Annotated in this window: 12 protein-coding genes; 10 read left to right on the plus strand and 2 right to left on the minus strand. The window is 72.6% G+C overall.

What is annotated here, in order from left to right:
• The first annotated feature begins 157 nt into the window (after window positions 1-157).
• Window positions 158-1,312 (plus strand): helix-turn-helix domain-containing protein, encoded by a 1,155-nt coding sequence (locus IE290_RS08015; RefSeq protein ID WP_191243793.1) that lies wholly within the window; start codon window positions 158-160, stop codon window positions 1,310-1,312.
• A 206-nt stretch (window positions 1,313-1,518) separates the two neighbouring features.
• Window positions 1,519-2,778, plus strand: coding sequence for a PucR family transcriptional regulator (locus tag IE290_RS08020; RefSeq protein WP_229874304.1), 1,260 nt, complete (start codon window positions 1,519-1,521; stop codon window positions 2,776-2,778).
• Here the strand turns inward: IE290_RS08020 and IE290_RS08025 are convergent.
• The gene (locus IE290_RS08025) at window positions 2,775-4,274 is read right to left on the minus strand and encodes an AMP-binding protein (protein ID WP_191243794.1); all 1,500 of its coding nucleotides are present in this window, start codon (window positions 4,272-4,274) and stop codon (window positions 2,775-2,777) included. The genes IE290_RS08020 and IE290_RS08025 overlap by 4 nt on opposite strands.
• Before the next feature lie 215 nt (window positions 4,275-4,489).
• Here IE290_RS08025 and IE290_RS08030 point away from each other — a divergent pair, with 215 nt between their 5' ends.
• Complete coding sequence (locus IE290_RS08030) at window positions 4,490-4,867, plus strand: hypothetical protein (protein WP_229874306.1); 378 nt, start codon at window positions 4,490-4,492, stop codon at window positions 4,865-4,867.
• A 276-nt stretch (window positions 4,868-5,143) separates the two neighbouring features.
• Here IE290_RS08030 and IE290_RS08035 read toward each other — a convergent pair whose 3' ends face one another.
• Complete coding sequence (locus IE290_RS08035; RefSeq protein ID WP_191243795.1) at window positions 5,144-6,400, minus strand: alpha-amylase family protein; 1,257 nt, start codon at window positions 6,398-6,400, stop codon at window positions 5,144-5,146.
• Window positions 6,401-6,458: 58 nt separating this feature from the next.
• Here IE290_RS08035 and malQ point away from each other — a divergent pair, with 58 nt between their 5' ends.
• The 7 genes from malQ to treS all read left to right on the plus strand — a co-directional run bounded on the left by malQ (window position 6,459) and on the right by treS (window position 22,668).
• Entirely contained in the window at window positions 6,459-8,399 is a 1,941-nt protein-coding gene (malQ, locus tag IE290_RS08040; RefSeq protein ID WP_191243796.1) for a 4-alpha-glucanotransferase, read from the plus strand.
• A 59-nt stretch (window positions 8,400-8,458) separates the two neighbouring features.
• On the plus strand, window positions 8,459-10,576 hold the full coding sequence (gene glgX / locus IE290_RS08045; protein WP_191243797.1) for a glycogen debranching protein GlgX: 2,118 nt from the start codon (window positions 8,459-8,461) through the stop codon (window positions 10,574-10,576).
• Window positions 10,573-12,843, plus strand: a complete 2,271-nt coding sequence (treY, locus tag IE290_RS08050) for a malto-oligosyltrehalose synthase (RefSeq protein ID WP_191243798.1) — start codon at window positions 10,573-10,575, stop codon at window positions 12,841-12,843. Before glgX (IE290_RS08045) ends, treY begins: the two co-directional genes overlap by 4 nt.
• On the plus strand, window positions 12,840-14,549 hold the full coding sequence (gene treZ / locus IE290_RS08055) for a malto-oligosyltrehalose trehalohydrolase (protein ID WP_191243799.1): 1,710 nt from the start codon (window positions 12,840-12,842) through the stop codon (window positions 14,547-14,549). Before treY ends, treZ begins: the two co-directional genes overlap by 4 nt.
• A 579-nt stretch (window positions 14,550-15,128) precedes the next feature.
• Window positions 15,129-17,264, plus strand: coding sequence for a glycogen debranching protein GlgX (gene glgX / locus IE290_RS08060; protein ID WP_191243800.1), 2,136 nt, complete (start codon window positions 15,129-15,131; stop codon window positions 17,262-17,264).
• Between the two features lie 1,504 nt (window positions 17,265-18,768).
• Window positions 18,769-20,754 (plus strand): alpha-1,4-glucan--maltose-1-phosphate maltosyltransferase, encoded by a 1,986-nt coding sequence (locus tag IE290_RS08065; RefSeq protein ID WP_191243801.1) that lies wholly within the window; start codon window positions 18,769-18,771, stop codon window positions 20,752-20,754.
• Window positions 20,755-20,856: 102 nt separating this feature from the next.
• Window positions 20,857-22,668 carry a maltose alpha-D-glucosyltransferase gene (gene treS / locus IE290_RS08070; protein ID WP_191243802.1) on the plus strand — a complete coding sequence of 604 codons (1,812 nt, stop codon included), beginning with the start codon at window positions 20,857-20,859 and terminating at the stop codon, window positions 22,666-22,668.

Genomic DNA, 22,668 nt, shown 5'->3' on the forward strand with positions numbered 1-22,668 from the left:
GTCCCGCTCCCCTCGACGCCCGGATTGTCGTCGATCGAGTGCCGAGGGTTACTGCCCGGTCTTGCTACCAGGCGGTAGCATCGTTCGTCCGACCGGCTGACCTGCATGAACGCGAGGCAGCTTCAGGTTTGGTCCCGGCGCGTCAAGGGGGTGGGAAGTGCCGGACTACCGCAGCGCGCAGGCCCTGGCGGCCGCGCCCCGACAGCTCGCGGCCGCCCTGGAGCCGCACACCCGGCCGCTCGCGGAGACGATCGTGCGGGAGGTGCGACGGGAGGTGCCGGAGTACGCCGGCGCGCCCGGCGGCCGGTTCGGCCGCGCGCTGGCCGAGGGCATCGAGGTCGCCGTGCGGCATTGCGTCCGCTGCATCGGCAACCCGCGCCCGGACCACAGCGAGTGGGTGCGGCAGTTCCGGCAGCGCGGGCGGCGCGAGTTCGCCGAGGGCCGCACGCTCGACGCCCTGCAGGCCGCGGTGCGCATCGGCGGCCGGGTCGCCTGGCAGTACCTGACCCCGGTGCTGCGCGACCTCGGCGCCGGCCCGCAGACCCTCACCACCGCCGCGGAGGCGATCTTCGCCTTCGTCGACGAGCTGTCCGCGACGGCGCTCGAAGGTTTCCAGGAAGCCCAGCACCCGCCCGGTTCCGCGCGCGAGGAGCTGCGCCGCCGGCTGACGGCCCTGGTCCTGGCCGAGCCGCAGCCGGATCTCACCGGCCCCGCCGCGGACGCGGGATGGCCGCTGCCCGGCGAGGTTTCCGTCATCGCGCTCGCGCACGCTGAGGGCCTGCCCGCGGGCCGCCTGGGCGACGACGTCCTCGCCGACGCGGATGGCGACCGCCCGTGCCTGATCACCCCGAGTCCGGGGCGGACACTCGAGATCCTGTCCGGCAACTGGGAAAAACCCGCGCGCGCCGCGGTGTCGCCACCGGTTCCGCTCGCGCTGGCCGCCGCCGCGCACCGGCTGGCCCGCCGCGGTCTGGCCCTGCCCGGGGACGTGGTGTGGTGCGCCGACCACCTCGGCACGCTCTGGTTGCGCTCGGAGGACTTCCTCGCCGCCCGGCTGAGGACGAAGTACCTGGCTCCGCTGGAGGCGGTCAGCGAGCGGCAACGCGCCCGGCTGGCCGAAACCCTGCTCGCCTGGCTGGAAATTCGTGGTGGCGCACCGGAGATCGCGCGCCGCCTGCACGTGCATCCGCAGACCGTGCGGGCCCGGCTGCACCAGTTGCGCGAGCTGTTCGGCGACCGGCTGGACGACGCCGACACCCGGTTCGGCCTGCACGTGGTGCTGCGGAGGCAGCTCGAGGAGGGGACTTTGTGAGGCGCGCGCGAACCTCGCCCCGTCCGGGTGTCACCCGCTTCGACACTCGTCACCCGAACGGGTGGCGGGGGAATTCGGAGTGTGTCAACGGTTCTTGCCAACGCGGGCCGGGTGATGCCATGTTGACTCGGCGGGTCCCGATCACCGGGCCGCTGGCGAAAATCTCCGTCCGCCGCAGCGCTGCGGGTTCCCGAGCAGGGGTTGACATGACGATCGATGCCGACGTCCGGCCCGGACGCACCGTGCCGCCGCACCCGCGCCGCCCGCCCGGGGAGGCTCCGGTGCTCGGCCGGGCAAGTGCGCTGTGGGCGTCGCTGCCGCGCGAGCTGGCCAGGGTGTTCCGCCCGCACGCCGACGCGCTCACCCGGGTCATCCTGGCCGAGATCCAGCGGGCGGTGCCGGAGTACGCCCGGCCGCTGGAGGGCCCGTTCGGCGAGGTCATCGTGCGCGGTGTGCGGGAGGCGGTCGGGCAGTGCCTGGACAACCTCGGCAACCCGGCGGTGAACCAGGAGAACTGGATCGGCGTGTTCCGGCACCTGGGCCGCATCGAGTACAGCGAGGGCCGCCCATTGGACCAGATCCAGACGGCCTACCGGGTCGGCGGGCTGGCGGCGTGGCGCTACATCGCCAAGGTCGGCAAGGCGCGCGGCCTGCCCTCGGACCTGCTGTACGTCGGCGCCGAGGCTGTTCTGGCCTATGTGGACGAGATTTCCGCGTTGTCGGTGCAGGGCTACCGCGCCGCGCAGGCCCGCGCGGCCGGCACCCGCGCGCGGCAGCGCAGGCAGCTGCTCGGCCTGGTCCTGTCCGAACCGGCGCCCGCGCCGCAGGCCGTCGAGGGACTGGCCGGTGCGGCGGGGTGGCCGGTGCCGGACAGAGTCGTCGCCATGGCCCTGGAGCCGCGCCGCGACCAGCACCGGCTGCCGACGCCCGCGCTGCCCGCCGAGGTCCTCGCGGACCTGGAGGGCCCGCAGCCGTGCCTGCTCGCGGCCGCGCCGCCCGAGGACCTGCAGGCGGCGCTGCGCGGCTGGCGGGTCGCGGTCGGGCCGCGGGTGCCGCTGGCGGAGGCCGCCGTGTCGCTGCGCTGGGCGCGCCGGGCGATGGAGCTGAGCGTGCGCGAGATCCTCCCGCGCACCCCGGTGCTGCACGCCGACGACCACCTGGCCACGCTGTGGCTGCTGGCCGACGAATTCCTCATCGGACAGTTGCGGGAGAAGTGCCTGGCCCCGCTGGACGGGCTGACCGACAAGCAGCGCACCCGGCTGAGGCAGACGCTGCTGGCGTGGCTGCAGTCCAGCGGGAGCGCGCCGGAGATGGCGGAGCGGCTGGGCGTGCACCCGCAGACCGTGCGCTACCGGATGCGCCGCATCGAGGAGCTGTTCGGGGATCGCCTGAACGACCCGGAGCACCGGCTGCGGCTGGAGATCGCGTTGCGGGCCGCGGAACTGCTGACGCCGGCCGTGAGCTAGGGCACCGCCGGGACGCTCGCCAGGTAGGCGTCCCGGCAGGCGCCGCGGGCGGGCTTGCCCGCCACCGTGCGCGGCAGCGAACCCGGCGGGCCCACGTGCACGTCCCGCACCCGCAGGCCGAAGCCGTCCGCGACGGCCTGCTCGACCGCCGGCGCGCCCGCGAACGGGCCGGCCGATTCGGCGAGCACCACGACCTCCCCCTCGGCGACCGGGAAGACGATCACCGAGCCCGGCAGCAGCTCGGGCACGAGCCGTTCGATGGTCGCCTCCACGGCCTCCGCCTGGATCTCCGCGTCCCCGGCCCGGAACCGGTTCGCCAGGCGCCCGAGGACGGTCAGCTCGCCGCCGGAGAGGAACCCGGCGTCGCCGGTGCGCAGCCACCAGCCCGGCTCGCCCGCCTCGGCGTCGTCGCGCAGCAGGGCGCAGAACGTCTCCGCCGACGCGGCGGGCCGCCGCCAGTACCCGCGCGCGACCGTCGGCCCGGTCACCCAGATCTCCCCCACCACGCCCGCGGGCAGCGAGCGCCGCGTCCGCGGATCGACGATCGCCACCGTGCGGCCGGGCCGCCCGCTGGACAGCGGGCCGTCCCCGACGGACACCAGACCGGTGGCCTCCAGCAGCCCGTACGCGGCGCGGTGCGCGTCCGGGCGCAGGCCGGATCCGGGCAGCACCGCGCCGTAGCGCGCCGGCTCGCCCACGTCGAGCAGCGCGCGGACGCCACTGAGGTCCAGCCCCGCGGGCACCGGGCAGCGGGCGAGGAACGAGTTCGGCGCGGCCGTCACCGCGCCGGGATGGGCCTCGAGCGCGCGCAGCCAGATCTCCGGACGCTCCCGCACCTCGTCGGCCGGCAGGTGCACCACCGGGCACCCGGCGAACACCGGCGCGGCCACCGCGAGCGGCAGTCCCATCTGGCACAACGGCAGCCAGTTGACGACCACGCCGGCGCGGTCGGCGAGCCGGAGCGCCTCGGCGGTGCGCGCGGCGCTGTCGACGAGACCGGCGTGGGTGAGCACCACCCCGACCGAGTCGGAGGTGTAGCACACGCAGGCCTCGTCGGCGGGCTCCGGCTCGGTCAGCTCGAACACATCGCCGGGCACGGAGTCGATCGCGACGATCCGCCACACCTCGACCCCGGCTGAGTCCAGGAGCGCGCGGACGTCGAGCAGTTTCGCGCCGGTGGTGAGCACGATTTCCGGGGCGGCGTCGGTGATCGTCGCGGCGAGCCAGGCGTCGTCACGTCCGGGCGCGAAGGCGGGCACCGCGACCAGGCCGGCGCGCAGGGTGGCGAGGAAGCCCACGACCCAGTCGACGCCCTCGTCGGCCAGGATCGCGGCGCGGACGCCGTCGAAGCTGAAGCGCCGCAGCCACGCGGCCACCGCCGTCACGCGTCGGTCCAGTTCGTCCCAGGTGAGCGAGCGGCCGGCGTCGGACACCGCGACGGCGTCCGGTACCCGGCGCGCCCAGGTCGCCAGAAACCGCGGCAGGGATGGGGTCACGCCGGGACCCTAGTGATCTTGCGAATGGGGTGTCAAAACTTGTCAGCGCGGTGCCAGCGAAACGAATCGATACTTGTCAGCGACGTGAGCACCGGGCGGAAATCCGCAGGTCCACCGCGGATGCCACCTTCCCCGTGGCACCTTGTCCCGCCATTTTCCGAACATCGGATTACTAGTTGGGGATCATTTTCGGCGAATTGTCGATGGAGATTGTCATGGCCGGCCCGGGCGCTCCGGACCGGCGGGGTGTGAAAGCACCGGTGATCGGGTACGCCGCCGGTGTGACACCGCACAACGACGAGCCACTGGACGAGCCTTTGGACCTGGGCGCCACGGAGATGTCGCCCGCCGAGGAGAGCCGTGTCCGCGCCGAGCACGACCTCGACCGGCCGCGGGTGTTCGACGAGCGCAACGCGGTGGACGACCGCGCGGAGACGCGCTCGACGCTGCTGCCCGAGGAGGAGCACGCCGGCAGCGCCGACCCGGAGGCCCAGGCCCGCGAGGTGCTGCGGGACTCCGACCTGCGCACGGAGGTCCCCGAGTCGGCGCCGGACACGATGATCGAGCGTCGCCGGCCGGAGGACACCGCCTGAGCCTGGTTCCACGCCGGCATCGATCTCCGTCTGGACGGCAAGCGGGCCATCGTCACCGGCGCAGCCGGGGGCGTCGGCTTCGCGGTCGCCGAGGCGTTGACCGCGGAAGGCGCCGTCGCGCGGCACATGATCGAGCGGCGCTGGGGGCGGATCGTGAACATATGCTCGAGGGCGTCGCCCAGCGCGCGGGGCTCACCGCGGCCGAGGTCGCCACCTTCCTCGCGTCCCGACGCAGCGCCGCCATCACCGGCGACGCGATCCCCGCCGGCGGCGGCTCTACCGGCCCAGCACCGCCCATCCGTGCGGCGGCACCGTCGGCCACGGGGCCTTCCCGTCCGGCGACGAGGAGTCCAGGACCCGCAATCCATCGATGCCGACCGGGAATCGATACGGGTCGTCGCCCGTGTTGAGCAGCGTCAGGATCTCCTCCTCGCCGTCGCGGGAGCGGAACGCCATCGCCCGGTTCGTCAGGTGCTCGACCTCCGTGCGCGCCCGCACCAGCCACGGGTTCCGCCGCCGCAGGCCGATCAGCCTCTGGTGCAGCCGGTACACCGGCCAGCCGTACGGCGCGAGCTGCCCCGCCCCGGCCGGGAACTCCGGGCGGATCTCGTCGTCGCCGCCCTCCCGCTCCTCCTTGATCCCCCGGAAGGCCTGCTCGTCGCCGTAGTACACGCTCGGCACACCGCCCACCGTGAACAACACGGCCAGCGCGTGCGCCACGTGCCGCTCGTCGGGCAGCTGGCTCGCCAGCCGCGTCACGTCGTGGTTGCCGGCGAAGGTCTGCGGCACGAACGACTCCATCAGCTCGTCGTGCCGTTTGAGCGCCCACGACAGCTCGAAGAAGTTCCCGTCGCGCAACGAGCTCCAGATCGCCTTCCACAACTCGTACTGCGTCACCGAATCCAGGCCGCTGCGCGCGACGTAACCCGCGTAGTCGCCGTGCAGCACCTCGCCCACGAACCACGCGTCCGGGAACCGCCGCCGCACGCCTGGCAGCACCGCGGCCCAGAACTCCGGCCGCACCGCGTACGCCGCGTCCAGCCGCCACCCGGACACGCCGCGGCCGAGCCAGTGGCTCATCACGCGGCCCACGTAGTCCGCGACCGCCGGCCGCGTGTGGTCCAGGGCGACCAGGTGCTGGTGCCCCTCGAACACCGCGTAGCCGGAGCCCTCGCGCCGGAACCACTCCGGATGCCCGAACTCGCGCGAAACGTGGTTGAAGACACCATCCAGCACGATCCGCAGCCCGCGGCCGTGCGCGGCGGCGACGAACCGGTCGAAATCGGCGTCGTCACCCAGCCGCGGATCGATCCGGAGGTGGTCGACCGTGTCGTAGCCGTGGGTCCGCGACGCGAACACCGGACCGAGCAGCAGACCGGAACAGCCCAGCTCGACGGCGTAGTCGAGCCACGCCTCCAGCCGGCCGAGCCGGTGCTCGGGCCCGCTGCCCGCGGGCAGGGCCGACGGTGGGGCGCCGGTGAAGCCGAGCGGGTACACGTGCCACCAGATCGCGTGATCGGCCCAGCGCGCCATGCGTTCTCCTCGTCTCGTTCGTGTGGCGGCACCCGCCCCGGACCGGGATCCTGAACGGGTGGAACCCGACCTGACTGCCCTCGCGCACGCCTACGGAGTGGCCACCCGGTACGAGAACGCCGAGCAACGCGAGGTCGAGGTCGAGCCGGACGTCGTCGTCGCCGTTCTCGCCCAGTTCGGGGTGGACGCGTCCGGGCCGGACGCGATCCGCCGCGAGCTGGCCGCGGTCGGTGAACGCCGGGCGGCCACCGTGCTGCCCCCGACGCTCGTGCTGCGAGAAGGTACCGAACACGACGCGGGCGGGCCCGCTGTCCTGCATTTGGAGGACGGCACCCGCCGGGAGATCGGCCGGATGATCCCCGCCGATCTGCCGCTGGGCTGGCACCGCGTGGAGACCGCGGGGCAGGAGATCACCCTCGCCGTCGTGCCGCACCGCCTGCCCGAGGTGCCCCCGGCCTGGGGCTGGATGCTGCAGCTGTACTCGCTGCGCTCGGACGACTCGTGGGGCGCCGGCGACTTCGGCGACCTGGCCGGTTTCGCCCGCCGCTCGGCCGCCGAGCTGGGCACCGGGGTGCTGCTGGTCAACCCGGTGCAGGCGATCAGCCCGGTCCACCCGGTCGAGCGCTCGCCGTACTCGCCGGCCAGCCGCCGCTACGCCAACCCGCTCTACCTGCGCATCACCGACACGCCCGAGTTCGCCCGCGCCGATGCGGACCTCCGTGCGCGGGTGCTGGCCCTGCGTCCGGACAACGCGGACCTGATCGACTACGACGCCATCTGGAGCGCCAAACTGGCCGCGCTGGAACTGCTGTGGCCGCTGCACGAGCCCGCTCCGCTGGACGAGGCCGTGCGCGACTTCGCGACCTACTGCGCGCTGGCCGAGCGGCACGGCCCGGACTGGCGGGAGTGGCCGGAACCGCTGCGCGATCCGCACGGCGGTGAGGTCGCCGCGGCCCGTACCGAGCTCGCCGACCGGATCGACTTCCACGGCTGGCTGCAGCAGCTGTGCGAGGACCAGCTCGGCCGGGCCCGTGAGGCGGCCGGGGCGATGCCGGTGGGGATCGTGCACGACCTGCCGGTCGGCGTGCACCCCGGCGGCGCGGACACCTGGGCGCTGGGCGACGCCTTCGCGGCGAAGGTGACCGTCGGCGCGCCGCCGGACGCCTTCAGCCAGCAGGGCCAGGACTGGAACCTGCCACCGTTCCGCCCGGACCGGCTCGCCGAGCTGGGTTACGCGCCCTTCCGCGACGTGATCCGCGGTGTCCTGCGGCACGCCGACGGCATCCGGATCGACCACGTCGCCGGGCTGTGGCGGCTGTGGTGGATCCCGCCGGGCGAACCGCCCTCCCGCGGCACCTACGTGCACTACGACGCCGAGGCGATGCTCGGCATCCTCGCGCTCGAGGCGCACCGCGCGGGCGCGGTGGTCGTCGGCGAGGACCTGGGCACGGTCGAGGCCGCGGTCACCAAGACCCTGCACGAGCGCGGGGTGCTCAGCTCCGCGGTGCTGTGGTTCCAGCGGGACTACGACTCCCCCGGCCACCCGTTCGTGCCGCCGGCGGAATGGGACCGCGACGCGATGGCGAGCATCACCACGCACGACCTGCCGACCGTGGCCGGCTGGCTCGCGGGCGAGCACGTGCGCGTGCGGGCCGAGCTGGGACTCCTCGACGGCCCGCCGGAGAAGGAGGCGGCGAGCGCCGCCGCCGAACGGGCCGACCTGCTCGCGTTCATCGCCGAGCAGGGCATCCCGGGCGACGATCCGGTGACCGCGTTGCACGCCCTGCTCGCCTCGGCCGCGTCGCGGCTGCTGCTGACCGCGCCCGCGGACGTGGTCGGCGAGCGGCGCCAGCCCAACCTGCCGGGCACCACCGACGAGTACCCGAACTGGCGGATTCCCTTGCCCGTCACGGTGGATGCGTTTTTCGCGGACGCACGAGTGCGCCATGTCGTGGAGTATTTGCGCGCCGCGCGCCCGTTGGCCGGGCGAAGTGCGTGAAGACCGCTAGATTGGGCACACATCGACCGCACGGAACGCGAACGCAAGAAGGAGAACCTGTGCCGCCCTGGCCCGGAATGCCCTACCCGCTCGGCGCCACCTACGACGGTGTGGGTACCAACTTCGCCCTCTTCTCGGAGGTCGCGGAGTCCGTCGAGCTGTGCCTGATCGACGAGGACGGCACCGAGGAGCGGCACAAGCTCACCGAGGTCGACGGGTTCGTCCACCACGGGTACCTGCTCGGTGTCGGTCCCGGCCAGCGCTACGGCTACCGCGTGCACGGTCCCTACGACCCGTCGCGCGGCCTGCGCTGCAACCCGAACAAACTGCTGATCGACCCCTACGCCAAGGCGATCGCCGGCCACATCGACTGGGACGAGGCGCTGTTCGCCTACCCATTCGGCAAGCCGGACGAGCGCAACGACGCCGACTCGGCGGGGCACGTGCCGCACGCGGTGGTGGTCAACCCGTTCTTCGACTGGGGTGACGACCGGCCGCCGCGCACGCCCTACAACGAGACGGTGATCTACGAGGCGCACGTGCGCGGCCTCACGATGAACCACCCGGAGGTGCCGCCGCGGCTGCGGGGCACCTACGCCGGCCTGGCGCACCCGGCGGTCGTCGAGCACCTGACGAAGCTGGGTGTCACGGCGATCGAGCTGATGCCGGTGCACCAGTTCATCACCGACCACGGCCTGGCCGAGAAGGGCCTGCGCAACTACTGGGGCTACAACACCATCGGGTTCTTCGCGCCGCACGAGGGTTACGCGGCGCTGCCCGAGCAGGCCGGTCAGGTGCAGGAGTTCAAGGGCATGGTCAAGGCCCTGCACCAGGCCGGCATCGAGGTCATCCTCGACGTGGTCTACAACCACACCGCGGAGGGCAACCACCTCGGCCCGACGCTGTCCATGCGCGGCATCGACAACCAGGCCTACTACCGGCTGGTCGAGGACGAACCGCAGTACTACATGGACTACACCGGCACCGGCAACTCGCTGAACGTGCGCAACCCGCACACCCTGCAGCTCATCATGGATTCGCTGCGGTACTGGGTGACCGAGATGCACGTGGACGGGTTCCGGTTCGACCTCGCCGCCACCCTGGCGCGGGAGTTCTACGACGTCGACCGGCTGTCCACGTTCTTCGACCTGGTGCAGCAGGACCCGACGGTGAGCCGGGTCAAGCTGATCGCCGAGCCCTGGGACGTCGGGCCCGGCGGTTACCAGGTCGGCAACTTCCCTCCACTGTGGACGGAGTGGAACGGCCAGTTCCGGGACACCGTCCGCGACTTCTGGCGCGGTGAGCCGGCCACGCTCGGCGAGTTCGCCTCGCGCCTGACCGGATCGTCCGACCTGTACCAGGACGACGGCCGCCGCCCGTACGCCTCGATCAACTTCGTCACCGCGCACGACGGCTTCACGTTGCAGGACCTGGTGTCCTACAACAGCAAGCACAACGAGGCCAACGGCGAGGACGGCCGCGACGGCGCCGACGACAACCGCTCGTGGAACTGCGGCGTCGAGGGCGAGACCGACGACGAGGAGGTGCTCGCGCTGCGGGCCAAGCAGCGCCGCAACATGCTCGCCACCCTGCTGCTGTCGCAGGGCGTGCCGATGCTGCTGCACGGCGACGAGATGGGCCGCACCCAACAGGGCAACAACAACGTCTACTGCCAGGACAACGAGATCTCCTGGATGGACTGGTCACTGGCCAAGGCCAACGCCGGCCAGGTCGAGTTCACCGCCGCGCTGGCCGCGTTCCGCAAGAAGCACCCGGTGTTCCGCCGCCGCCGCTTCTTCGCGGGCAAACCCATCGGCAAGGGCGAGGAGCTGCGTGACATCGCCTGGTTCACCCCGTCCGGCGAGGAGATGAAGGAGCAGAACTGGGACGACGGCTTCGGCAAGGCCATCGTCGCGTTCCTCAACGGCGAGGGCATCAACGACCTCGACCCGCGCGGCATGAAGGTCACCGACGACTCGTTCCTGATGGCGTTCAACGCGCACTACGAGGACATCGAGCTCACGCTGCCGGGCCCCGACTACGGCGCGGGCTGGGCGGTGGTGGTGGACACCGAGGCCGGCACGGTCGCCGAGGAGCCGGGTGAGCCCGTGCCCGCCGGCGGCACGCTGAACCTGCCCGCCCGCTCGCTCGTCGTGCTGCAGCGGGTGGACGCATGAGACCGTCCGCCACCTACCGGGTCCAGCTACGCCCGGAGTTCACCTTCGCCGACGCCGCCGACCGCATCCCCTACCTGCGCGCACTCGGCGTGGGCGCGCTCTACGCCTCGCCGGTGCTGGACGCCACGCCCGGTTCCACCCACGGTTACGACGTGGTCGACCCGACGCGGGCGCGCCCGGAGCTGGGCGGCGAGGACGCGCGGCGGACGCTGGCGAAACGGCTGCGCGAGGCCGGGCTCGGGTTCGTCGTGGACATCGTGCCCAACCACATGGCGGTCGAGGTCGCCAAGGCGAACCCGTGGTGGTGGGACGTGCTGCGGCACGGCCCCGGCTCGGCACACGCCGACTACTTCGACATCGACTGGCGGCGCGGCAAGGTGCTGCTGCCCGTCCTCGGCGACGACGCCGACGTGGCCGAGCTGCGCATCGAGGGCGACGAACTCGCCTACTACGAGCACCGGTTCCCGATCGCACCCGGCACCGGCGAGGGCAGCCCGCGGGAGGTGCACGCGCGGCAGCACTACGAGCTGGTGGGCTGGCGGCGCGGCAACGCGGAGCTGAACTACCGCCGCTTCTTCGACATCACCACGCTCGCCGCGGTGCGGGTCGAGCTGCCCGACGTCTTCCACGCCACGCACGGCGAGGTGCTGCGCTGGGTCGCCGAGGGCGAGGTCACCGGGTTGCGCGTGGACCACCCGGACGGCCTGGCCGATCCCGGCGGCTACATGCGGATGCTGCGCGAGGGCGCGGGCGAGGCATGGCTGGTCGTGGAGAAGATCCTGCACCCGGGCGAGGACCTGCCGCAGAGCTGGCCGGTGGACGGCACCACCGGCTACGACGCGCTGCGGGAGATCACCGGGCTGCTGGTCGACCCCGCCGGTGAGGGGCCGCTGACCGAGCTGGCGCGGCGGCTGGGCCAGCCGGTGGACTACGCCGAGGTCGAGGACCGGGCGCGGCGCCTGGTGACCGACCGGATCCTGGTGGCCGAGGTGCGCCGGATCGCCGCGCTGGTGCGCGGCGTCGAGCCGGAGGCGGCGCAGGGCGCGGTGGCCGAGACGATGATCGCGTTCCCGGTGTACCGGTCCTATCTGCCCGAGGGCGCGGCGCACTGGGCGGCCGCGATCGCCGCCGCCCGCGCCGCGCGCCCCGATCTGGCCGAGGCGATCGACGCGCTGGACTTCCAGGTGCGGGAGGACCCGCGCGGCGAGCTGGCCACCCGCATCCAGCAGACCTCCGGCATGGTGGTCGCCAAGGGCACCGAGGACACCACCTTCTACCGCTACACGCGCTTCGCCGCGCTCAACGAGGTGGGCGGTTCCCCCCACGACTTCGGCTCCTCCGTGGACGCCTTCCACGCGATGGCCGCCGCGCGCGAGGCCGGCTGGCCCGCGGCGATGACGACGCTGACCACGCACGACACCAAGCGGTCCGAGGACGTGCGGGCGCGGCTGGCGGTGCTGTCGGAGGTGCCGGAGGAGTTCGCCGACGCGGTGACCCGGTGGACGCGGCGGCGCGGGATCGACGAGCCGTCGCTGAACCTGCTGGCGTGGCAGACGCTCGTGGGCGCGTGGCCGATCACGGCGGACCGGCTGCGCGATTACCTGGACAAGGCGGCGAAGGAGAGCAAGCTCCGCACCACCTGGACCGACCACGACGAGGAGTTCGAGCGGGCGGTCGCGGCCTGGCCGGACGAGGTCCTCGGCGACGCTGACCTGGCGGCCGAGGTCGAGGCGTTCGTCGAACGGGTGCGCGGGCCGGGGTGGTCGAACTCCCTGGCGCAGAAGCTGATCCAGCTCACCGCGCCCGGCGTGCCGGACGTCTACCAGGGCACCGAGCTGTGGGACTTCTCGCTGGTCGACCCGGACAACCGGCGGCCGGTGGACTACGCGGTGCGCGCCACGATGCTGGAGGAGATCGCGAGCGGGTGGCTGCCGCCGGTCGACTCCTCCGGCGCGGCGAAGCTGCTCGTCGTGCACCGGGCGCTCACGCTGCGGCGGGACCGGCCGGAGCTGTTCACCGGCTACCGCCGCCTGCACGCCGAGGGCCCGGCCGCCGCGCACGCGGTCGCCTTCGAGCGCAGCGGCCTGATCACGGTGGCCACGCGCCTGCCTGTGGGGCTGGCCGAGGGCGGCGGCTGGCGGGACACGGTGCTGCCGTTGCCCGCCGGTGAGTGGACCGACGCGATCACCGGGGCGGTGGTCACCGGTGAGCTGTCCGGGATGCTGGCGCGTTATCCGGTCGCCCTTCTGTTGCGAGGAGAGTCATGACCTTCCGCGTGTGGGCGCCGGCGGCCGATCGGGTCCGCGTGCGCACCGGCGGCGCCGACCACGAAATGACCGCCGGGGGCGGCGGCTGGTGGTTCTCCGACGTGCCCGCGGCGCCCGGCACCGACTACGCGTTCGTGTTGGGGGACGACGAGAAAGCGCTTCCCGATCCGCGTTCGGCGTGGCAGCCCGACGGGGTGCACGGGCCGTCCCGGATCTACGACCACTCCGCGTTCGCCTGGACCGACACCGCGTGGACCGGGCGCGCCCTGCCCGGCGGCGTGATCTACGAGCTGCACATCGGCACGTTCACGCCCGAGGGCACGTTCGACGCGGCGATCGGGCGGCTGGACCACCTGGTCGACCTCGGGGTCACGTTCGTCGAGGTGCTGCCGGTCAACTCGTTCGACGGCACCGACGGCTGGGGGTACGACGGCGTGCTGTGGGGCGCGGCGCACGAGCCCTACGGCGGGCCGGACGGGTTCAAGCGGTTCGTCGACGCCTGCCACGCGCGCGGCCTGGCCGTGGTGCTCGACGTGGTCTACAACCACCTCGGGCCGTCCGGGGCGTACCTGGACCGGTTCGGGCCGTACTTCGCCGGGCGCAACGACTGGGGGCCCGGGCTGAACCTCGACGGCGAAGGCTCGGACGAGGTGCGCCGGTACGTGCTGGACAACGCGCTGGGCTGGCTGCGCGACTTCCACGTCGACGCGCTGCGGCTGGACGCGGTGCACGCGCTGAACGACCGGCGGGCCACGTACCTGCTGGAGGAGCTGGCCGTGGAGGTGGAGGCGCTGTCCGCGGCGGTGCGGCGGCCGCTGACGCTGATCGCCGAGTCGGACCTCAACGACCCGCGGCTGGTCACCGCGCGCGAGGGCGGCGGGTACGGGCTGCACGCCCAGTGGTGCGACGACCTGCACCACGCGCTGCACGTGACGCTGTCCGGGGAGACCAGCGGGTACTACGCCGACTTCGGCGCGCCCGGGGCGCTGGAACGGACACTGCGGCAGGCGTTCTTCCACGCCGGCACGTGGTCGTCGTTCCGGGAGCGGACGCACGGGCGGCCGGTGGACACGCGGACGGTGCCCGGCCACCGGTTCCTGATCTACTTGCAGAACCACGACCAGATCGGCAACCGGGCGACCGGTGACCGGCTGTCCGCGACGGTGTCCCCCGGCCGGCTGGCCTGCGGCGCGGCGATCGTGTTCTGCTCGCCGTACACGCCGATGGTGTTCATGGGCGAGGAGTGGGCGGCGAGCACGCCGTGGCAGTTCTTCGCCTCGTTCCCCGACCCGGAGCTGGCGGAGGCCGTCCGGACGGGCCGCCGGCGCGAGTTCGCGCGCCACGGCTGGGGCGAGGCGGAGGTGCCGGACCCGATGGACCAGGCGACGGTGGATCGGTCGCGGCTGGACTGGTCGGAGCCGGGCAAGGAGGGGCACCGCGAGATGCTCGAGCTGTACCGGTCGCTGATCGCGTTGCGCCGGTCCCGGCCCGAGCTGGCGGACCCGTGGCTGGACCGGTTCGAGGTGCGGGCGGAGGGTGCGTGCCTGGTGCTGGACCGCGGCCCGCTGCGCTTGGTGTGCAACTTCGGCCCCGAGCCCGCCGACCTGGGCGACCCGGGAGGCGAGGTACTGCTGTCCTGGGCCGAGGCGACGACCACCCACCTGCCCCCGGACACGTTCGTGCTGATCGACACGTCCCGGCGGTGACCAATCCTCCCCCTCCACACCGGCCCCCACCGCGCGGCCGCCCATCCCCTCCGCAGGGCCCGCCGACCAGGACACCCGCCCGCTCCGCCGGAACGCCCGCTTGATCAACACCACCCACCGGTAACCCACACGGCCAGCCCCACCACCCGGCCGCCCATCCCTCCGCAAGGGCCGCCGACCGGGACACCCAAGGCCGCCGCCCCCGCCCACTCACCGCCCGCCTGACCCGCACCGCCCACCGGTAACCAAACCCTCACCACCCCACACGACCGACCCCACCACCCGGCCGCCCATCCCTCCGCAGAGGCCGCCCACCGGGACACTCAAGGCCGCCGCCCACGCCCACTCACCGCCCGCCGAAACACCCCGCCTGACCCACACCGCCCACCCGTGACCAAACCCTCACCACCCCACACGACCGACCCCACCACCCCGCCACCCATCCCCTCCGCAGGGCCCACCGACCTGGGCGAACAGGCCCACCGGCCACGCCCGGTCACCGCCGGGCGGAGCATCCCCGCCTGATCAACACCGTTCGGCGGTGACGGAATTGTCGGTGGGTCCTGGGACAATCAGGACATGGCCACCCGACCCGCCGCCGGCAACCTCGTCCTCGCCGGGCGTCCCTTCCCCCTGGGCGCCCACCCCGAGGGCGGGGGCGTCCGGTTCGCCGTCACCTCGACCGTCGCCGACGCCGTGGAGGTGTGCCTGATCAGCGAGGACGGCTCCGAACGCCGCGTCGAGCTGACCGAGCGCACCTTCGGCGTCTGGCACGGCCTGGTGCCCGGCGTGACGTCCGGCCAGAAGTACGGCTACCGGGTCCACGGCCCGTACGACCCGTCGCGCGGCCTGCGCTGCAACCCGGCCAAGATCCTCGTCGACCCCTACGCCACCCGCATCACCGGCGGCCTCACCGACCTGACCGCGGCCCTGGGCTACGCGGGCGACCCGATGCACCACCGGCGATCCAAGATCGACTCGCTGGGCAGCGTGCCGCTGTCGGTGGTCACCTCGCACGGCGGGCCGGACACCGGCGTGAAGCCCGAGGTGCCGTTCGAGGAGTCCGTCATCTACGAGATGCACGTCAAGGGCTTCACGCAACGCAACCCGGAGATCCCGCCGAACCTGCGCGGCACCTACCTGGGCCTGGCCCACCCGGCGGCGATCGAGCACCTGGTGCGGCTCGGGGTCACCGCCGTGGAGCTGCTGCCGGTGCACTGGTTCACCGAGGAGCCCTACCTGGTGCGCACCGGGCGCAAGAACTACTGGGGTTACTCGCCGCTGGGCTACTTCGCGCCGCACGCCGGGTACGCGAGCGAGCCGGGCCGCGAGGTCGCCGAGTTCCGCACCATGGTCGCCGCCCTGCACGCGGCCAACATCGAGGTCATCCTCGACGTGGTCTTCAACCACACCTGCGAGGGCGGGCTGGACGGGCCGACGCTGTCCTTCCGCGGCCTGGACGCCCCCGCCTACTACCTGCACGCCGGCCGCGGCAACGTCATCGACCTGACCGGCTGCGGCAACACGCTCGAGCCGCGCTCGCCGACGGTGATCCGGCTGGTCACCGACTCGCTGCGGTACTGGGCGACCGAGATGGGCGTCGACGGGTTCCGGTTCGACCTCGCCAGCACCCTCGGCCGCCCCGGCGGTGGCGCGTTCGACCGCGACTCGGCGCTGCTGACCGCGATCACCACCGACCCGGTGCTGTCCGGGTGCAAGCTGATCGCCGAGCCGTGGGACGTCACCGGGCACGGCTACCGCGTCGGCGACTTCGGGGCGCAGTGGGCGGAGTGGAACGGCCGCTACCGCGACACGGTGCGCGATTTCTGGCGCGGCGCGGTCGGCGTGGACGACCTGGCGTTCCGCCTGTCCGGGTCGTCGGATCTGTACGACCACAACCTGCGCCGCCCGTGGCAGTCGGTCAACTTCATCACCGCCCACGACGGTTTCACACTGCGCGACCTGGTGTCCTACAACGACAAGCACAACGAGGCCAACGGCGAGGACAACCGCGACGGCACCAACGACAACCGCTCGTGGAACCACGGCGCCGAGGGCGAGACCGACGACCCGGAGATCCGCGCGCTGCGGGCCCGGCAGGCGCGCAACCTGCTCGCCACGCTGCTCCTGTCCACGGGCACGCCGATGCTTGTCGCGGGTGACGAGCTGTGGCGCACCCAGGGCGGCAACAACAACGCCTACTGCCTCGACGACGAGACGTCGTGGCTGGACTGGTCCGGCGACCCCGACGCGACCGCGATGCTAGCCTTCACGCGCCGGCTGGTGCACCTGCGCGCCGCGAGCCCCGCGCTGAGGCAGCCGGAGTTCTTCGAAGGCCGCACCACGCCCACCGGGCGCCCCGACCTGATCTGGTTCCGGCCCGACGGCGAGGAGATGACGGAGGAGGACTGGTTCGACAGCGGCCGCCGCACGCTGATGATGTGGATCGACGGGTCGAACAGCCAGTCCCGCACCCGGGAGGGCGAACTGATCGCCGACCACTCCTGGCTGCTGATCCTCCACGCCGGCGACGAGCCGGTGAAGGTGACGCTGCCGGGCCCGGAATTCGGCGAAACCCTGAAGCCGACGCTGGACACCACCACCCCCGACGGCAGCCCGGCCAACCCGGGGGCGCTGACGCCGGGCAGCAGGCTGACGATGCCCGCACGGGCGCTGCTGCTGCTCCGCGCGCCGAGGGACATCACGCCCCAGTAACCGCGGATGCGGCAGCGCAGGCGGCCCGGCAGCGCAGGCGGCGCGGCAGCGCAGGCGGCGCGGCAGCACAGGCGGCGCGGCAGCACAGGCGGCGCGGCAGCACAGGCGGCGCGGCAGCACAGGCGGCGCGGCAGCGCAGGCGGCGCGGCAGCGCAGGCGGCCCGACAGACAAGGCGGGTGGGCGCGATAGGAGCGGCCCGACAGAGGGAGGCGGCGGGCGCGACACGCAGCGCGCGACGACAGCCAAGCGGGCGAGCGCGACACGCGGCGTGCGACGCAGCCAGCGGGCGCGACAGCGCCAGCAGCACGCCCGGGGCGCGCCAGCGGCGCAGCCGCGCGATACCGCGCGGCGCTACCCGAACCCCACCGAGGCACAGCCGAGGCACAGCCGACGCACAGCGCGCAGCCGTGCCCGGACCCCAGCCAAGGCACAGCCGCGCGATACCGCGCGGCGCTACCCCGACCCCACCGAGGCACAGCCAAGGCACAGCGCGCAGCCATGCCCGGACCCCAACCAAGGCTCAACCGCGCGACAGCGCGCGGCGCTACCCGAACCCCACCGAGGCACAGCCGACGCACAGCGCGCAGCCATGCCCCGACCCCAACCAACGCTCAACCGCGCGACAGCGCGCGACGCTACCCGAACCCCACCGAGGCACAGCCGACGCACAGCGCGCAGCTGCGCCCGGATCCCAACCAAGGCTCAGCCGCGCGATACCGCACGGCGCCACCCGGACCCCACCGAGGCACAGCCGAGGCACAGCGCACAGCCGTGCCCGGACCCCAGCCAAGGCACAGCCCCGCGAGACCACGCGGCGCTACCCGGGCCACGCCCCGCGGCACAGCCGCGCCATAGCGCGTGGCGCTGCGCGTCGCGGCGGCGGTGCAGCAGCGTGGCATTGGCACGCGCCCGCGGGCGCGTGCCGCGGGGCAGCGTCGCCCGGGGGTGCGGGCGCCCAGGCGCGGCGCAGCGGCCCGCCCGAGTGGTCCGGGGCCCGAGCGACAAAGCGCCGAGCACGCCGGCGACCCGGCGCCGCGACCGAGCGGCCGAATCGACGCGGCGCCGCCACCACCCGTGAGCGCGCGAAAAGACCCACCACCCTCCCCGTCGCGGAGCGTGATCGGCGCCGGCGCGCCCCAGCCCTGAGCAACCACCCCGACCACCGGAACAGACCAGCGCCCCGCACGGTTACCGGCGAGTACCACGGGGCACCCCGATCCCAGACGCAGCAAGCCCTTTCGAGCTGACGCCCGTTGGGGTTATCCGACTTGCCTGAACACCGTTGAAGGGTCGACAGTGCGCGAGGAACGCCCCCCGGCGAACCAGGCCGTGACGCCTGGGTTACCAGTCGATGACCACACTGGACACACGTGGCCCGCCGACGGAGAGTGACACCCAAGGCGGTAGTTTGCGCACGTTCGCAGCGGGGTACTTCCTTCCGAAGACCTGTACGTCCCCCCGGACGCTGCACATTCGACAACACTGGTGAGAGGGGCGCTGCCGATGACCGGCCGGCTCGGCATCGACGACGTGACCCCAGCGGTCAGCTGTGGCCACTACCCGGCGAAAGCCGTGGTGGGGGAACACGTTCCGATCTCGGCGACGGTCTGGCGGGAGGGTCATGACGCGGTCGCCGCCACCGTGTCCTGGCGCGGCCCGCACGACCGGATCTCCCGCCGCACCCGGATGACCGAGCAGGGCACTGGTCTGGACCGCTTCGGCGCGGTCATCGTCCCGGACGCCGAGGGCCTGTGGACCTTCCGCGTCGACGCGTGGAGCGACCCCTGGTCCACCTGGAAACACGCCGTCAAGGTCAAGGTGGCCGCCGGCCAGGACGCCACCGAACTGGCCAACGACCTGGAGACCGGCGCCCGCCTGCTGGACCGCGTCTCGCGCCGCCCGGACCGCCGCCGCGAGCGGGCGCTGCTCGCCAGCGCCGCGCACGCCCTGCGCGACTCCGACCGCTACCTCTCCGAACGCGTCGGCCCGGCGCTGTCCGCCGACATCGACCGGGTCATGCACGAGTACCCGGTGCGCGAGCTGGTCACCAAGGGCAAGCCGATGCGCATCTGGGTCGACCGGGAGCGCGCCGCCTTCGGGTCCTGGTACGAGTTCTTCCCCCGCTCCACCGGCGGCTGGGACGCCCAGGGCCGCCCGGTGCACGGCACCTTCGCCACCGCCGCGAAGGCCCTGGACCGCATCGCGCGGATGGGTTTCGACGTCGTCTACCTGCCCCCGATCCACCCGATCGGCCGGGTGAACCGCAAGGGGCGCAACAACACCCTCACCCCGGACGAGACCGACGTCGGCTCGCCGTGGGCCATCGGCTCCGACGAGGGCGGCCACGACGCCGTCCACCCGCAGCTGGGCACCATCGACGACTTCGACGACTTCGTGGCCCGCGCGAACGAGCTGGGCCTCGAGGTGGCCCTGGACCTGGCGCTGCAGGCCGCCCCCGACCACCCGTGGGTGCTGAAGAACCCGGAGTTCTTCACCACCCGCCCGGACGGCACCATCGCCTACGCGGAGAACCCGCCGAAGAAGTACCAGGACATCTACCCGATCAACTTCGACAACGACCCCGAGGGCATCTACGCCGAGGTGCTGCGGGTCGTGCTGCACTGGGTGTCCCACGGCGTCCGCATCTTCCGGGTCGACAACCCGCACACCAAGCCGCCGGACTTCTGGGCCTGGCTGATCAAGACGGTGAAGGACGCGCACCCGGACGTGCTGTTCCTGTCCGAGGCCTTCACGCGCCCGGCCCGGCTGTGGGGGCTGGCCAAGCTCGGCTTCACCCAGTCCTACACCTACTTCACCTGGCGCACGACGAAGGAGGAGCTCACCGAGTTCGGCGTCGACCTGGTCGAGCACTGGGACGTCGGCAGGCCCAACCTGTTCGTCAACACCCCGGACATCCTGCACGAGTCGCTGCAGAAGGGCGGCCCGGGCATGTTCGCGCTGCGGGCCGCGCTCGCCGCGACGATGTCGCCGACCTGGGGCGTCTACTCCGGCTACGAGCTGTACGAGCACGAAGCGGTGCGGGAGGGCAGCGAGGAGTACCTGCACTCGGAGAAGTACGAGCTGCGCCCGCGTGACTTCGACCAGGCACTGGCGGAGGGCCGCTCGCTGGAGCCGTGGCTGACCAAGCTGAACGCGGTGCGCCGCGCCCACCCGGCCCTGCAGCAGATGCGCACCCTTCGGTTCCACCACGTGGACAACCCGGCGCTGATCGCCTATTCCAAGCAGGATCCGGCCACGGGCGACACCGTCGTCGTGGTGGTCACCCTGGACCCGCACGAGGCGCAGGAGGGCACCCTCTGGCTCGACCTGCCCGCGCTCGGGTTCGACTGGCACGAGCGGCTGATCGCGCACGACGAGGTCACCGCCGAGACCTGGGACTGGGGCCAGGCCAACTACGTGCGCCTCGAACCGTGGCGGACGGTCGCGCACATCGTCGGCGTCCAACGCCGCCTGGCCGGCCGGGACTGAGACGCGCCGGCCCGACAACAGAGTTTTCCCGCAGCACCCCGCGCACCGACCGGCGCGGGGGTAGTGGAACGCACCCGGATGAGGTGGGGAGAGGTGGAGTTCATGGACGGAGACGCCCGGCCCGACGCAGCGCTCGGTCTGGAGGGCATCCCGCACACCGGTGAGGCGATGACCCCCGACGGGATGCTCGTCGAGCCGCAGGCCGAAGATTTCAAACACGCGAAACAGGCCCCGGACAACCCGCAGTGGTACAAGGGCGCGGTCTTCTACGAGGTGCTGGTGCGCGCGTTCACCGACTCCAACGGCGACGGCACCGGCGACCTGCGCGGCCTGGCGAGCCGCCTCGACTACATCGAGTGGCTCGGCGTGGACTGCCTCTGGCTGCCGCCCTTCTACGCCTCGCCGCTGCGCGACGGCGGCTACGACATCAGCGACTTCCGCGCCGTGCTGCCGGAGTTCGGCACGGTCGAGGACTTCGTGTACCTCCTGGACGAGGCGCACAAGCGCGGCATCCGCGTGATCACCGACCTCGTCCTCAACCACACCTCGGACTCCCACCCGTGGTTCCAGCAGTCGCGGTCCGACCCCGACGGGCCCTACGGCGACTACTACGTCTGGAGCGACGACGACTCGCGCTACGCCGACGCGCGCATCATCTTCGTCGACACCGAAACCTCGAACTGGACCTACGACCCGGTGCGCGGCCAGTTCTACTGGCACCGCTTCTTCTCCCACCAGCCCGACCTCAACTACGAGAACCCGGACGTGCAGGAGGCCATGCTCGACGTCCTGCGGTTCTGGCTGGACCTGGGCATCGACGGGTTCCGCCTGGACGCGGTCCCCTACCTGTTCGAGCAGGAGGGCACCAACTGCGAGAACCTGCCGCGCACGCACGAGTTCCTCAAGCGCTGCCGCAAGGTCGTCGACGACGAGTACCCGGGCCGGGTCCTGCTGGCCGAGGCCAACCAGTGGCCCTCCGACGTGGTGGAGTACTTCGGCGACCCGGCCACCGGCGGCGACGAGTGCCACATGGCGTTCCACTTCCCGCTGATGCCGCGCATCTTCATGGCCGTGCGCCGGGAGTCCCGCTTCCCGATCTCGGAGATCCTGGCGCAGACGCCGAAGATCCCGGACGGCTGCCAGTGGGGGATCTTCCTGCGCAACCACGACGAGCTGACCCTGGAGATGGTCAGCGACGAAGAACGCGACTACATGTACGCGGAGTACGCCAAGGACCCGCGGATGAAGGCCAACATCGGCATCCGCCGCCGCCTGGCGCCGCTGCTGGAGAACGACCGCAACCAGCTCGAGTTGTTCACGGCTTTGCTCCTTTCGCTGCCCGGGTCACCCGTTCTGTACTACGGTGACGAGATCGGAATGGGCGACAACATCTGGCTGGGTGACCGCGACGCGGTGCGCACACCCATGCAGTGGACGCCCGATCGCAACGCCGGTTTCTCGGGTTGCGACCCGGGCCGGATCTACCTGCCGGTGATCATGGACCCGGTCTACGGGTACCAGGCGATCAACGTCGAGGCCCAGCGGGACAGCGCGTCGTCGCTGCTCAACTGGACGCGGCGGATGATCGAGGTCCGCAAGCAGCACCACGCGTTCGCCGAAGGCGACTTCGTCGAGCTCGGCGGGTCCAACCCGAGCGTGCTGGCCTACAAGCGCACCTGGATCCGGCCGGACGGGCGGCTCGACATCGTCCTGTGTGTGAACAATCTGTCGCGATTCCCGCAGCCGGTCGAGCTGGACCTGTCGGAGCATCACGGCTACACGCCCCTGGAGCTCACCGGCGGTGTTCAATTCCCCGACATCGGGGAACTGCCTTACCTGCTGACGTTGCCGGGGCACGGCTTCTACTGGTTCCAGCTGCTGGACGCGGACGCGAAGGCGAGGCGAGGTGAGTGA

Origin of the sequence: Amycolatopsis deserti (genome assembly GCF_014653945.1) — a bacterium.
Taxonomy (GTDB): domain Bacteria; phylum Actinomycetota; class Actinomycetes; order Mycobacteriales; family Pseudonocardiaceae; genus Amycolatopsis_E; species Amycolatopsis_E deserti.

Bases quoted from the DNA above. Each gene is read 5' to 3' on its own strand.
- IE290_RS08065 (WP_191243801.1), top strand. From the start codon at position 18,769: ATGACCGGCCGGCTCGGCATCGACGACGTGACCCCAGCGGTCAGCTGT.
- IE290_RS08020 (WP_229874304.1), top strand. From the start codon at position 1,519: ATGACGATCGATGCCGACGTCCGGCCCGGACGCACCGTGCCGCCGCAC.
- treS (WP_191243802.1), top strand. From the start codon at position 20,857: ATGGACGGAGACGCCCGGCCCGACGCAGCGCTCGGTCTGGAGGGCATC.
- treZ (WP_191243799.1), top strand. From the start codon at position 12,840: ATGACCTTCCGCGTGTGGGCGCCGGCGGCCGATCGGGTCCGCGTGCGC.
- treY (WP_191243798.1), top strand. From the start codon at position 10,573: ATGAGACCGTCCGCCACCTACCGGGTCCAGCTACGCCCGGAGTTCACC.
- glgX (WP_191243800.1), top strand. From the start codon at position 15,129: ATGGCCACCCGACCCGCCGCCGGCAACCTCGTCCTCGCCGGGCGTCCC.
- IE290_RS08030 (WP_229874306.1), top strand. From the start codon at position 4,490: ATGGCCGGCCCGGGCGCTCCGGACCGGCGGGGTGTGAAAGCACCGGTG.
- IE290_RS08035 (WP_191243795.1), bottom strand. From the start codon at position 6,400: ATGGCGCGCTGGGCCGATCACGCGATCTGGTGGCACGTGTACCCGCTC.